Origin of the sequence: Paraeggerthella sp. Marseille-Q4926 (genome assembly GCF_916618935.1) — a bacterium.
Lineage (GTDB): Bacteria > Actinomycetota > Coriobacteriia > Coriobacteriales > Eggerthellaceae > Paraeggerthella > Paraeggerthella hominis.
Window position 1 is genome coordinate 31308 of record NZ_CAKAKF010000001.1, and the last position, 13627, is coordinate 44934.

A 13627-nucleotide genomic window follows, 5' to 3' on the forward strand; every position below is an offset into this window, starting at 1 on the left:
CATGCTTCCTTCCCCTGTTCCAGGGGAGCCGGATTTCGGTCGTGCGGGGTTACGCGAGGTTATGCAAAAAATTGAGCGAAAAAAGCCGAATCACACGAAAAATGGGGGCAATCCGGGCTAATTCCCCCCAAATGGGTGATAGGTTTTTTCCCGGTTGACCGGTAGTATGCATGTGGTAAAGTTCTTGTGTTTCCGTTTGGCATCGAAACGATGCTTCCCTAAACGGATGCAGACGGGATGCAAGAGACGAGTATGTTTGAAAGGGGGTTAAAGAGTATGAGCGAAGAGGAAACCAAAGTGGAAGCCGCCACCGAGGCAACTGAGGCTGATAACTCCACGACCAAGGAAGCCGCTCCTAAGAAAAAGGGAAAGAAGTGGCCGATCGTTGTGGGTGTCGTCGCGGTTGTTTTGATTGCAGCCGGTGCCGGCTTCTGGGTTTGGCATGAGCAGCCGAGCTTCTGCAACGCCATTTGCCATACGCCGATGGATCAGTACAACGCTACGTACGACCAGGAGCCGAACACGGCAGGCGTTGACAAGTGGGGCAACGAAGTGAAGAACACCAGCTCTATGCTGTGCGTGTCGCACAAGATGCCGACCGATCAGGGCGGCGCTGGCGCAACGTGCATGAGCTGCCACATTCCGACTATGTCGGAGCAGATGTCCGAAGGCATCAACTGGGTTACCGGCAACTACGTGTATCCGCTTGAGGAGCGCACGGGCGCCGATCTGGTTGAGGCTCGCGGTCTTGAGGCTGACCAGTTCTGCCTGAACGAGAGCTGCCACAACCTGACGCGCGACGATCTGGTGAAGGCTACGAGCGGCATGGAGTTCAACCCGCACGTGCCGCAGCATGGCGAGATCGAGTGCACCGAGTGCCATAAGGCACACCGTGCGTCGGTGATGTACTGCACGTCGTGCCACAGCGAGGCCGAGGTGCCCGAGGGCTGGCTGACGGTCGCTGAGGCGAAGAAGCTCCAGACGGCGTAAAGCTTTGCTTCGTACGCTCGCGTTTCGAGCGAACAATTGAATAGCACGAGGGAGCCCGCCTTAAGCGCAATGCGCTTGGACGGGCTCCTTTTGTCAAAGGTCCGAAGAACGAAATGGCTGGTCGCGGCACGTGCGAAGTACGCTTCGCATCGCGAGCGCGCACGCCGTGGACGGTTCGCATGGCAAGCTCTTGGATTTTGCCATGGCGCTCTTCGGAACTTTGAGACATTGCAGAAAACAGTACGGGAAACAGCATGAGGAGGCGAGCGTGAACGCGAAAACGAAACGTCGTATGGTCGTGGTGACGGGGATTATCGTTATGGTGCTGGTCGTGGTCTTGGCCGTGGTCGGGGGATCGAGCTCTGCCAAGAGCGTTTCGATTGCAGAAGCTGCAACCGGGGGATACGCTGACCAGAAGATCCAGGTGAGCGGCAACGTGGTGGAGAATTCTTTCGAAACGAAGGACAACGTGCTGACGTTTGCCATTTACGACCCCGAAGGCGACAAGTCCCAGCAGGTCAAAGTGCGCTTCGAGGGCGGCGTTTCGGCTACGTTCGGCAATGACGTGACGGCAATCTGCACGGGCAAGATGACCGAAGAAGGCATTCTGAACGCGTCCGAGCTGGTTACGAAGTGCCCGTCGAAGTACGAGAACTCGGCCGACGCGCTTACGGTCGCCCAGTTGGTGGGCTACGGCGACGAGGTGCTTGACAAGCCGGTCAAGGTGGCTGGCTCGGTGAAGACCGGCACGCTGGTCGCGGCCGGGTCGGGCGACCGCTTCGTGCTCGTTGACGCGGAAAGCGGGGAAGAGCTGCCGGTTCTGTTCGACGGCGCCATCTCCGACGAGATCAAGGACGGCACCCAACTGGTGCTGACGGGCTCCATCAACGCTGGCGGCAAGTTCGCCGCGACCGAGGTGGCTTTGCAGGGCTAGCGGAAACGCGAATCTTAAGACGATAGGCGGCGGCTTCGGCCGCCGCTTCGGAAGGAAACTACATGGCAACTATTGGTGTGATCGGGCTTCTGGTCGCTTTTGCGGGCGTGGCGGTGTCCGTCGTGTGCCTGCTTGCGGGCGCGCTGCTTGCGCGCAAGCGCTCAGGCGGTATAGGCGAGACGCTGACCTGGGGCGGCCATATCGGCGTGATCCTGTCGGCGGTGGCGCTGACGTTCTGCTGCGGCATCCTGGTCTTCTGCTTCATGACGGGCGACATGAGCATCGAATACGTTTTGCGCCAGCACAGCGACGCTTCGGGCGAGCTGGCCTGGCTGTACAAACTGTCCGGCTTGTGGGCCGGTCGCGAGGGCTCTCTTCTGTTCTGGGCGTGGCTCATCGCCGCGTTCAACGCGGTGGTGGCCGTGCGCAATTTGAAAAGCCCGCGCAAGCTGGACTCCATGGCCTTGCTGGTCAGCCAGCTGGTGCTGGCCGCGTTCGTGGGCGTGCTGCTGCTTTCCGAAAGCAACATGCCGTTCACGGCTACGCCGCTCAAGTACTTCAATTCTGACGGCACGCTGACAAGCTCGGCTTCCATGCTGGGCATGAACACGCTGCTGGAGCACTGGGCTATGGCCATTCACCCGCCCACGCTGTTCATCGGCTACGCAGGTTTGACCATCCCGTTCGCGTACGCCATTGCCGCGCTCATCGTGAACGACTCCTCTAAAGAGTGGGTGGTCCGTTCGCAGCGCTACACCCTGTTCTCGTGGTTCTTCCTGGGCGTGGGCATCGGCCTGGGAGCGGTTTGGGCGTACGTCGTGCTGGGTTGGGGCGGCTACTGGGGCTGGGACCCCGTGGAGAACGCAAGCCTTTTGTCGTGGCTTGTGGGCGTGGCCCTCATCCACAGCTTCACCGTGTATCGTCAACGCGGCGCGTTCAAGCGCTGGAGCGTGATGTGCGCGTGCCTGACGTTCGCGTTCGTAATCGTGGGCACGTTCATCGCGCGCTCCGGCTTGGTTCAGTCGGTTCACGCGTTCGAGGGCGACCCGGTTTCGCTTGTGCTGTTTGGGGCGCTGATCGTGCTGTCCGTCGTGGCCGGTATCGTTGGGCTGGTCATCCGTTGGAAGAGCTTCGGTCCGGGCGCTTCGGGTTCCGACGATGTTGAGAACATGCTCTCGAAGGATGCGGCCTACTACTTCAACAACGTGATCATGGTGGTGTTCGCCACGTTGCTGGCGTACCTGACCATCGCTTCTGCGCTGCCGGGTTGGATGCCGTTTGGCGGCCAGGCTATTTCCGCTGGCACGTACAATGCCATCGCCCGTCCTTTGGGCATTGTCTACCTTGCCATTTTGGCTATTTGCCCTCTGCTTTCGTGGGGCAAGACCGACGGCAAGCAGTTCTGGAAGCGCGCGCGCGTGCCGGCCGTGTGCGCGCTCGTGCTGTTCGCCGTGCTCATGGTGTACTTCGTGACGTATCTGGTTCCCAGCTACAACGCGGTGATCGCGGCAGGCGGCATCAATGCCGAGGGCCTGATGGAAGAAGGTCCGGCGTGGTACTACAACGGCTTGGCGGCCGTGGGTCTGCTGGTGGCCAGCTTGCTGTTCTTCAACTCGCTGTTCATGCTGGGCCGCGCGGTTCGCGGCTACCAAAAGGGGCATGGCGGCAATCCGGTGTCGGCTGCCTTCGGCATGCTGGTGAATCGCGCTTCCACGTTCGGCGGTTTCGTCGCGCACTTCGGCATGGCGGTCATCCTGGTGGGCTTGATCGGCTCGTCCATGTACGTGACGGAGAAGGTTGCCTACGTCGGCTACGACGAGGCCACCGATACCGCTTCCGAGGACTTCGTCGTCAAGGATTACACGCTCAAGTACACCGGCAACGAAATCGTGCCGCAGGACAACAAGGACGACATCCTGTACACGGTGCATTTCGATGCGTACAAGGACGGCCAGTTCGTCGGCTCGGTTGATCCGACCGTGCAGTTCGTGCAGTCCACTCAGCAGCAGAAGCTGGTGGCCAGCGTTATTTCGTTCCCGACCGAGGACTTGTTCGTGGTGTATCGCGGCGTGAACGAAAACGGCGACTTCTCGATGGACGTGCGCGTGAACCCGCTGATCTCCCAGGTTTGGATCGGCTTCTTCCTGCTGATGGCAGGCGTGTTGATTGCCACGGCAGGCAAGCGCGGCGCCAGCCGCAAGCTGACGGGTGCGGATGCTGCTGCGTCGATGGAAGATTCGAAGAGCGAGGGCTGCGAACCTGCATCTGCGAAAGCGGAGGCGTAATCGTCATGACCGATGCGCAAGCGGCTATCAAGACCAAGAAGCTCTCCAAGGTGTTCGGCAACCGTCGCGCGGTGGACAACGTGTCCATCGAAGTTCCCCAAGGCGCGTTCCTGTCCATCTTCGGGCCGAACGGTGCGGGCAAGACGACGTTTCTGCGCGTGCTGTCCACGCTTGCCCGCGCGTCGTCGGGATCGGCTACGCTCATGGGCATCGACATCAAGGAGGAACCCGACAAAGCGCGCGACCACATCGGGCTCATTTCGCACAACTCCATGTTGTACCCGGATTTGACGGCCGAGCAGAACCTGCTTATCTACGCGCGTCTCTACGGGGTGGAAAACCCCGAGGCGCGCGTCCTCGAACTGCTGGAGTCGGTTGAGCTGAAACATCGCCGCTTGGACGTCGTGCGCACGTTCTCGCGCGGCATGACGCAGCGCTTGAGCATTGCGCGCGCTCTGATTCACGATCCTGACGTGGTGTTTCTGGACGAGCCGTACTCGGGATTGGACCCGCATGCCGTGGAGATATTCGATGAGCTGATCGAGCAGCAGCGCGAGGGCCGCACCTTCGTCATGGTCAGCCATGATCTGCAGAAGGGCTTTGCCATGTGCACGCACGCGCTGGTGCTGGCGAAGGGCAAGGTGGTCGCGTTCGATCAGAAGGACGCGCTGGACTTCGACGAGTTTTCCGGCTTGTACCGCCAGACCGTCGGCATGGGGGTGGCGTAACATGTCCGTGGTTTTGAAGAAGCCCTCGACGTTCCAGCAGTACAAGACGCTTTTGCGCAAGGACTTGGAGCAGGAGTTTCGCACCAAGGAGATGCTCACGTCCATGGGCATCTACGCACTGTTGGTGCTTATCGTGTACGGCGCGGCACTCGGCCAGACCACGAGCGCTTTGGACGTGCTCCAGATCAGCGGCGGCCTTCTGTGGGCGCTGATCGTGTTCACGTCGCTGCTGGGTTTGAACCGTTCGTTTTCGCACGAGAAGGAGCAGGGCTGCATGGAGGGCATTTTGCTGGTGCCCTTGGATCGATCAGTCATCTTTCTGGCGAAGGCTACGTCGAACCTCCTGTTCTTGCTGGTGGTGGAAGTGCTGGCCGTGCCGCTGTTCTACTTCTTCTTCCTGACAACGGTTTCGCCATCGGAGCATTTTTGGCTGCTCGTAGTGCCGTTGCTGGTGGGAACCGTGGGCATGGCGGGCATCGGCACGCTTTTGTCCACCATCACCATCAACACGCGCGGCAAGGACGTCATGCTGGCGGTGCTGTTCGTGCCGCTCATCTTCCCGCTGCTGTACGCGTGCGCGTCGGCCACGACGGCCGTGATCGTGGGGGCCGAGGGGTATATGGACGTGTTTTCGCTGTCGCTTATGCTGGCGGGTGGCTACGATGTGATCATGCTGCTGCTGAGCTGGGTGCTGTACGATTTCGTTATCAGCGTGTAGGCGCTTCGCCGGCCTGATGGTCGCTGAAGCCGCTCAACGCTGCAAGGTGTTGGGGCGCTCGACAAAAGGAGGGTTTATGACTGACGAGAAAAAGCCGCTCAAGCTGCCGGAGGCGGGGCAGTGGCCCGACCGGGTGGCGCCATGGGCGTTGCTGGCAGGGGCCGTGCTGACCACGGTCGGCTTCCTTATGGCGTTTCTTTACGCAGGGCCGGTGAACGGCGCCGCCGTGAACGGCGTGGAGCTGATCGGCGGCCAAATGGTGTCGTCGAAGCTGCTGCTGTCCCAGAAGATCTTCTATTTCCACATGCCGGTCGCCCTGGTTTCGTTCGGCGCGCTGGCGTTTGCGGGCTACTACTGCGTTCGGTTCCTCATGACGAAGAACCAGCGTTTCGACACGTGCGCGAAGGTGTGCATGGAAATTGCGCTTTTGTTCGTGACGTGCACCATGATCACGGGCGATTTGTGGACGCGCTTCGAGTGGGGCGTGTGGTGGACGTGGGATCCGCGCTTGACCACGTACCTTATCCTGATGCTGATCATCATTGCGTACTTCGTGCTGCGCAACGCCATCGACGAGCCGGAGCGACGTGCCACGTACTCGTCGGTTCTGGGCATCATCGCATGCGTGGACGTGCCCATCTGCTACATGGTGACGCGCCTTATTCCCTCGAGCATCCATCCCGTGGTGCTGCGCGAGGGCGGCATGTCGCCGGATATGGGCATGACGGTGGGCGTGGTCATGCTGGGCATGATCATGGTGGGATTCGCCTTGTACCGCTTGCGCTTTCGTCAGGTTCGCTTGGCGCAGCGCGTGGAGGCCGTCAAGGAGCAGCTGGAAGACTAACGCGCTCGGCTGCCGCGTCTGCACGATAGGCGATGCGACAGCGGGGAATTGCGCGAACATGACGAACGAGTCGTTGAGAAGGAGCATCCATGAATCCGGTTCTTGTTGAAATCTACAGCACCATCATTCCGTCGGCCCCGTATATCATCGCGGCGTATGCCCTGATGTGGGCTGCAATTCTGGTGTACGTGTTCATTATCGTGCGTGGTCTGAAGAAGACCGAAGCGCACATGGCCGTACTCGAGGAGGCCCTGGCCGAGAAGACCGCGGCGAAATAGCGGGACGTTCGACGCGTCTTGCGTCCGTGCTACAATAGCGAAACGAATGAGACGAAGCGCCGCTCTTGCGGCGCTTCGCGTATGAAATGCGACTCAAGAAAGGTCCCGAAGCCATGAAAGCTCTGATTCCCGCCGCCGGTTTGGGCACGCGCTTCCTTCCTGCCACGAAGGCGCAGCCGAAGGAAATGCTGCTGGTTGTTGATCGTCCGGCCATCCAGTACGTTGTCGAAGAGGGCCTTGCATCCGCCGCCGACGAGGTGGTCATCATCAACAGCCGCGAGAAGCAGGCTATCGAAGATCACTTCAGCCCGAACCCGGAGCTGGTTGCCACGCTGCGCGCCCGCGGCAAGGATGCGTACGCCGACGTGGTGGAGCAGGTGGGCAACTACAACGTGAGCTACGTGTACCAGGACGAGGCGCTGGGCCTGGGGCATGCGGTGCGCTGCGCCCACGAGAAGACCGGCAACGAGCCGTTCTACGTGCTGCTGGGCGATGTGCTGGTGCCGGACAACAAGATGCTGCCGAGCATGCAGGAGGTGTCCGACGCTCACGGCGGAGCCAGCGTGATCGCGGTCATGCCGGTGCCCGATGACCAGGTGAGCCGCTTCGGCGTGATCGCGGGAGCTCCCGTGGCCGACGACGTGTGGAAGATCGACGCGCTGGTGGAGAAGCCGGCGCTTGAAGACGCGCCGTCGAACTTGGCGGTGTTCGGCCGCTACTTGCTGTCCGCGCGGGTGATGGAGCTTTTGGCCGACGTGGAGCCGGGCGTGGGCGGCGAGATCCAGCTGACCGACGCGCTCGACGCCGTGCTGCGCGAAGAGGAGATGTACGCGCTGGTCATCGACCCGGCCGACGGGTTCGACACCGGTACCGTGGAAAGCTGGCTAGAAACGAACAACATTCTGTTCGAGCGAAAGAACGCGGGAAAGTAGGCGTTGGCGGGCTGGGCAAGGGAGCAGGACTAGCAAGGCGGGAAACGAGGCTGATGCCCCGTCCTGCCTTGCTTGCTTTTTGCCCGGAAAAGGATCGGCCCGGGGAGAGGGGAGCTCCGCCGGGCCGCAAGGAGGGGGTGTACGGTGCCTCTTGGGCACCGACTCTGCTTTAAGGGGTAAGCAGAAGCAAATTGAAAAGGAGGGGAGCCTTTCATTTGCTGATACCCAGTATAAAAGTTGACCTTGAAAAACGTATGTGTCGACCGTGCGCGTTTTGTGAATCGATGCTTCTGAAAGTAACAAGAAGGTAACCATGAGAGGAAAACGCGGCAAATGCTAGCGCTCTTCGGCTTTGCCCGGTTCTTCGCACGCTGCGTTGCAATCGATTCCCGCAGCTACGGGGACGAAGGCTTCGGCTTTCGCGGGGTGCTCAAGCGCGTCCGATCCGCGCTTGAGGTACGCTCTGAGCGCGCGCAGCGCTGCGGTTTGCTCGGGAGCCAGCTTTCCGTTGACGCGATCGTTCTTCAAGCCTGCCGCAAACATGCCGAGGAAGCGTGCGTACACTATGGCCACGATGGATGTGGCCAGCAGCAGCTGGATGCCCTCCACTTGCTGAATCATGGACGCGGCGCTGGCGAATCCGGCGGCGGCGAGCGTCGAAGCGAACCCGTGGGTTGCCAGCAGCCCTACGGCCATGGGAAACGTCATGCCGGCAAATCCGGGGTGAAACTGCACGCTGAAAAACTTCGGCAGCTTTGCCACCACGTACGCAAGCGATACCGCCACGCAGGCGAACAGCGCCGCGAGCACGATGAGGTTCGGCTCGCTTGCAACGTTGACGTACGACACCAGGCACATGCTGCACGGACCGAGCATGATCGCTTGCGAATGCATGGTGGCTTCGGCGACTTCGCAGCGCTTCATGCGCCAAAGCATGAAGGGCGTAAGCGCAACGTACGCCGCGATGCCCCAAACCACTATGCCTAGTGCCAGCGGCTCGGGCATGAACGGCATGCCGACGACCGTGGCCACCATGACGCCGTTAGTGGTGACGTACCAGCTGGGCATGAACGTCTTCCATTCGAATCGCCGTAGGAAAAAGCGGACGAAGAACACCGCAACGTGCACGATCAGCAACCCGAGCATCGCGAAGAACACCGCCCGAGCGCCGTCGTGCAGGACGGGCGCGAGGCCTGCGTAGTATACGCACAGCACCATGATCAGCATGGGGAGGGTGGGGTATAGCGCGGCAAGCATGGGGTTCGCGTATTCCGCGGCTATCACGCTTTTGAGATGGAAGGCGATCTTCAGGCAGTACGCCAGCGCTACAACGGTCGAGATTACGGCGGTTATCGCATGGACGAACGGGTATCCGATCGTTTCGTAAAACCCTCCCAGTACAAGCAGGCCCAAGGTGGCGGGCACTACGGGAAGCGGGAGCCGTGAAACCTTGTCTTTGAGGTACTTCATGAGGAGTCCTTCATCGCGGTTTGCGGACGCATTCCTTCCCTGGAAAAAGATCGGCCCGGGGAGAGGGGAACTCCGCCGGGCCACAAGGAGGGGATGTACGGTGCCTCTTGGGCACCGACTCTGCTTTAAGGGGTAAGCAGAAGCAAACTGAAAAGGAGGGGAGCCTTTCATTTGCTGGAGCCTAGTATACGTGCCGAGGTTGCAGATGATATGTGACGCACGTGCGCGTTTTGTGAATTGGTGGTCTTATAAGTAACAAATAAGCAAATTTCTTGGCAAATCGTCGCAAGCGCTCGGCGCAGCGGCGAAAGCGCGACGCGCGTCGACGGCGGTTCAGCAGCGGAATTCGGGGTTGTCGCGAAAAAAGATCGGGCCGCGAAGAGGGGAACTTCGCGGCCCACAAGGAGGGGGATGATGCGACGCTCGATGGCGTCGCTACTGCTTCTACGCAGTGCAAACGGAAAGGAGGGGAGTCTTTCGTTTGCGATACCCAGTATAAAAGTCAGCCTTGAAAAACATGTGACCGGCGCGTGTTCGTCTTGTGTAACGGGTGCGGACGATCGGTGAACGTCAACTCGCCCCATGCGGCACCGTTCTTTTGCTATCATAAGCACTCGACGAAAGGAATCTTCCATGCCTGATATCGATCTTCGCTTCCACCGGGATATGCTGGTTCTGTCCGCTCCGGTTGCTGCCGTGCTGCAGCGCCAGGGCTTCGACATCGACCGAGATCTGGAGTACGCCACGCTGGTGGAGCCCGAGGCTGTGCGCGAAGCGCTGCGGCTCAACAAGGTTGCCGGCGCTCAGTGCCTGGTGACTAGCACGGCGGGCATCACGGCTGCTCGTCTGGCGCACCACGGTCTGGAGGAGCGCGCGCAAGAGGTCGTGAAGGCCGGACTGGATATCGCTTGCCAGCTGAAGCCCCAGCACGTGCTGGTGGAGGTGGGCCCGTGCGGGCTGCCGCTCGATCCCTCCAGCAAAGCGTCGCTGAACGAGAATCGCAGCCAGTATGCCGACGCCGCGCGCGCATGCGCAGGGGCGACGTTCGACGCGTTCTTCCTGAACGGTTTCGCGAACCCGTCGGATCTCAAGTGCGCACTCATGGGCGTTCGCCAGGTGAGCGATGCGCTGGTGTTCGCTTCGGTCGACGTGGATGCTGACGGCGTGCTTTCCGGCGGCCGCCATACGTTCGCGGAGGCGTTGGAGGTTATGGTGGACTTCGAGGCGTCGGTGGCGGGCTTTGCGACGCGCGCTCCCCTTGAGGCCGCAACGAGTTTGGCGCGACAGGCATGCGCAGCCGGCTCCCTGCCGGTTCTGGCTCAGCTGATCGTGGGGGCGCACGACCCGAAGCAGGGCGGCGCCACGGAGTCCAATCCGTATTTCTGCCCGGATGTTCTGGTGGCGGCCGGTACGCAGCTGCGCGGTGCGGGCGCTCAGTTCCTGCGCGCTGGCGGCGCTGCCACGCCGGCGTACACGGGCGCCCTTGTTGCTGCAAGCGAGGGGTTCGACGTCGTTCGTCCGGACGTGGAGGCGTAGTCCATGGCTGACTCTTTTCGGACGAACACGGTGCGCAGTCCCCACTACGGCGCATTGCAGAGCGTGGTCGAGTCTTTGTTCGCGGATCGGGACGTGAAGTCCGTGCGACGGCTCGATGTGGTTGTCGCGGCGGAATCGGCGGATCTTCCCGAAGATCTGGCCGAGATCATCGCGCTGCTGCCTCCGGGCACGTACACTCGCCAGCGTCTGTGCGATCAGCTGAACTCGGCTATCGGCGGGCACGCGTGGGGGCAGGTGTACGGAACCGTCGAATAGCGGCGACCGGGCCTGTTTGCTGCGTGTAATAACTGTGTACGCCTTGCGCGTCCGTAGGCGGGCCGGTACTATATCTGAACATTTGAAACGCATTCACCCACTATATGTTGTGGAAAATCTTGGGTAGATCCTGTGGAAAGATTGCGCATAAACCAAGCGAAACCACAGATCGCGCCCTTAAAAGCACGCATTTGGAAGCGATTGAATAAGACTGGCGAAGAGAGGATCAGGCGCATGGTCACGACCATAGTAAAGCGCGACGGCCGCACGGCGGAGTTCAAGGCGGACAAGATTGCCGAGGCGGTGGAGCGGGCGTTCCAGGCATGCGGCGCCATGCAGGATCGTTCGGTTGCCGACGGCATCGCACAGGCTGTCGTGGACAAGCTTGAAGCCGGCGCCATCGAGGGCGTTCCCACGGTGGAAGGCGTGCAGGACCTGGTGGAGGAAACGCTCATCGAGGACGGATTCGTTCAGACCGCCAAATCCTACATTCTCTATCGTGCCGAGCGCAACCGTGCTCGCGACGTGAACAGCCGCCTTATCCAAACGCTCAAGGACATCACGTTTTCCAAGGCATCCGATTCCGACATGAAGCGCGAAAACGCCAACATCGACGCCGACACGGCTATGGGCACCATGCTCAAATACGGGTCAGAATCGGCCAAGCAGTTCTACGAAATGTGCGTCATCGATCCGAAATTTGCGCGTGCTCACCGGGACGGCGACATCCATATTCACGACATGGACTTCTACACGCTGACCACCACGTGCTGCCAGATCGAGTTGAAGAAGCTGTTCAAGGGTGGCTTTTCCACGGGTCACGGCGTGCTGCGCGAGCCGAACGACATCGCCAGCTACGCGGCGCTTGCCTGCATTGCCATTCAGTCGAACCAAAACGACCAGCATGGTGGCCAGGCTATCTGCGACTTCGACTACGGTTTGGCGGACGGCGTGCGCAAGACGTATCGTCGCCTGTACAAAAAGCACTTGGCCGAGGCCGTCGATCTGCTGATGAACGCAGAGGACGCCCGCGCGTTCGCGCAGGACACGCTTGACGCGGTGGAAGCCCAGACGGGCACGATCGCCAGTCTGCACATGGACGAGCAGTTCGAGGCCGCCGTGCGCGCCGCCCTTGCACAGGCGGGCGCCGACGACGCTACGGCTGATCGCGCGCTTGCGTATGCCGCGAAGAACGCCACGGCCGATACCGATCGCACGACGTTCCAGGCTATGGAGGCGCTTGTGCACAATCTGAACACCATGCACAGCCGCGCCGGTGCGCAGACGCCGTTCAGCTCGGTCAACTACGGCATGGATACGTCCCCCGAGGGGCGCATGGTGGTCAAGAACATGCTGTTGGCAACCGAAGGAGGCTTGGGTTCGGGCGAGACTCCCATCTTCCCCGTGCAAATCTTCCGCGTGAAGGAAGGCGTGAACTACAACCCTGAAGATCCGAACTACGACCTGTTCAAGCTTGCCATGCATTGCTCTGCGAAGCGCCTGTTCCCCAACTTCAGCTTCCTGGACGCGCCGTTCAACATTCAGTACTACAAGGGCACGCCCGAGACCGAGGTGGCGTACATGGGCTGCCGCACGCGCGTTATGGGCAACGTGTTCGATCCCGATCGCGAAGTGACGCCCGGTCGCGGCAATCTCAGCTTCACGTCCATCAACCTGCCGCGCTTGGCCATTCGCGCCAAGGGCGATCTGGATCTGTTCTTCGACCTTCTGGACGCGAAGCTTGCGCTGGTGGTGGGGCAGCTGGACGAGCGCTTCGAAATCCAGGCGCGCAAGCGCGTGTACAACGCGCCGTTCTTGATGGGCCAGGGCGTGTGGATCGATTCCGAGAAGCTTTCGCCCGACGACGAGCAGCGCGAGGTGCTCAAGCACGGCACGCTGTCGCTGGGCTTCATCGGCCTGGCTGAAGCGCTGGTGGCGTTGACCGGCCAGCATCACGGCCAGTCGAAGTCGTCGCAGAACCTGGGCCTGGAGATCATCGGGCACATGCGCGGATACCTGGACAAGCTGTCGCAGGAGCGCGGGATGAACTACGGCTTGATCGCTACGCCGGCCGAGGGCTTGTCGGGTCGGTTCGTGCGCATGGACCGTGCGCGCTACGGCTCCATCGAGGGCGTGACCGATCGCGATTACTATACGAACGGATTCCACGTGCCGGTGTACTATCCCATCAGCGCGTTCGACAAGATCGAGATCGAGGCGCCCTATCATGCGCTCACGAATGCGGGCCACATTTCCTATGTGGAGCTTGACGGCGACCCGTCCGACAACCTGGAGGCGTTCGAGGCGGTTATTCGTCACATGAAGGACAGCGGTATCGGCTACGGTTCCGTGAACCATCCGGTGGATCGCGACCCGGTGTGCGGCTACAACGGCATCATCGGCGACGTGTGCCCCAAGTGCGGCCGCACCGAGGCCGAGCATGGCACGTCGTTCGAGCGCATTCGCCGCATCACGGGCTACCTGGTGGGCACGCTCGATCGCTTCAACGACGCCAAGCGCGCCGAGGAGAACGATCGCGTCAAGCATCAGATGTAGCCAGACGCGGGCGGCTCCGGCGGCTTTTGCCGGCCGCCGGAGCGCACCGCCGCCGCGGCCAGCCACGGCGCCCTGCCTTC

12 protein-coding genes are annotated in these 13627 nt (G+C 61.1%); 11 read left to right on the forward strand and 1 reads right to left on the reverse strand.

Annotation, left to right across the window (positions count from 1 at the left end; genetic code table 11):
* Positions 1-276: 276 nt before the first annotated feature.
* From LG373_RS00160 to LG373_RS00195, 8 genes are all read left to right on the forward strand, one after another.
* A complete protein-coding gene (locus LG373_RS00160) occupies positions 277-990 on the forward strand; it encodes a cytochrome c3 family protein (RefSeq protein ID WP_114566505.1) in 714 nt (237 codons plus the stop codon).
* Between the two features lie 268 nt (positions 991-1258).
* On the forward strand, positions 1259-1924 hold the full coding sequence (locus LG373_RS00165; protein ID WP_216529030.1) for a cytochrome c maturation protein CcmE: 666 nt from the start codon (positions 1259-1261) through the stop codon (positions 1922-1924).
* Positions 1925-1986: 62 nt separating this feature from the next.
* Positions 1987-4209 (forward strand): heme lyase CcmF/NrfE family subunit, encoded by a 2223-nt coding sequence (locus LG373_RS00170; protein ID WP_225748658.1) that lies wholly within the window; start codon positions 1987-1989, stop codon positions 4207-4209.
* Positions 4210-4214: 5 nt separating this feature from the next.
* Positions 4215-4937 carry an ABC transporter ATP-binding protein gene (locus tag LG373_RS00175; RefSeq protein WP_114566507.1) on the forward strand — a complete coding sequence of 241 codons (723 nt, stop codon included), beginning with the start codon at positions 4215-4217 and terminating at the stop codon, positions 4935-4937.
* A gap of 1 nt (position 4938) precedes the next feature.
* Complete coding sequence (locus LG373_RS00180) at positions 4939-5655, forward strand: heme exporter protein CcmB (protein WP_216529032.1); 717 nt, start codon at positions 4939-4941, stop codon at positions 5653-5655.
* 76 nt (positions 5656-5731) lie between these two features.
* On the forward strand, positions 5732-6499 hold the full coding sequence (locus LG373_RS00185) for a cytochrome c biogenesis protein (RefSeq protein ID WP_114566509.1): 768 nt from the start codon (positions 5732-5734) through the stop codon (positions 6497-6499).
* 89 nt (positions 6500-6588) lie between these two features.
* The gene (locus LG373_RS00190) at positions 6589-6777 is read left to right on the forward strand and encodes a hypothetical protein (protein WP_114566510.1); all 189 of its coding nucleotides are present in this window, start codon (positions 6589-6591) and stop codon (positions 6775-6777) included.
* A gap of 113 nt (positions 6778-6890) precedes the next feature.
* Positions 6891-7709: a UTP--glucose-1-phosphate uridylyltransferase gene (locus LG373_RS00195; RefSeq protein ID WP_216529033.1), complete on the forward strand. Its 819-nt coding sequence runs from the start codon at positions 6891-6893 to the stop codon at positions 7707-7709.
* Positions 7710-8045: 336 nt separating this feature from the next.
* On the opposite strand, the gene LG373_RS00200 is transcribed toward LG373_RS00195, so the two are convergent.
* Entirely contained in the window at positions 8046-9179 is a 1134-nt protein-coding gene (locus tag LG373_RS00200; RefSeq protein WP_216529034.1) for a TDT family transporter, read from the reverse strand.
* A 633-nt stretch (positions 9180-9812) separates the two neighbouring features.
* Between LG373_RS00200 and LG373_RS00205 the strand changes: the two genes are divergently transcribed.
* The 3 genes from LG373_RS00205 (at position 9813) to LG373_RS00215 (ending at position 13547) form a co-directional block, all read left to right on the forward strand.
* On the forward strand, positions 9813-10715 hold the full coding sequence (locus tag LG373_RS00205) for a homocysteine S-methyltransferase family protein (RefSeq protein WP_216529035.1): 903 nt from the start codon (positions 9813-9815) through the stop codon (positions 10713-10715).
* 3 nt (positions 10716-10718) lie between these two features.
* Positions 10719-10991, forward strand: a complete 273-nt coding sequence (locus LG373_RS00210; RefSeq protein WP_114566513.1) for a hypothetical protein — start codon at positions 10719-10721, stop codon at positions 10989-10991.
* A gap of 234 nt (positions 10992-11225) precedes the next feature.
* Positions 11226-13547 (forward strand): anaerobic ribonucleoside triphosphate reductase, encoded by a 2322-nt coding sequence (locus LG373_RS00215; RefSeq protein WP_216529036.1) that lies wholly within the window; start codon positions 11226-11228, stop codon positions 13545-13547.
* Positions 13548-13627: the final 80 nt, after the last annotated feature.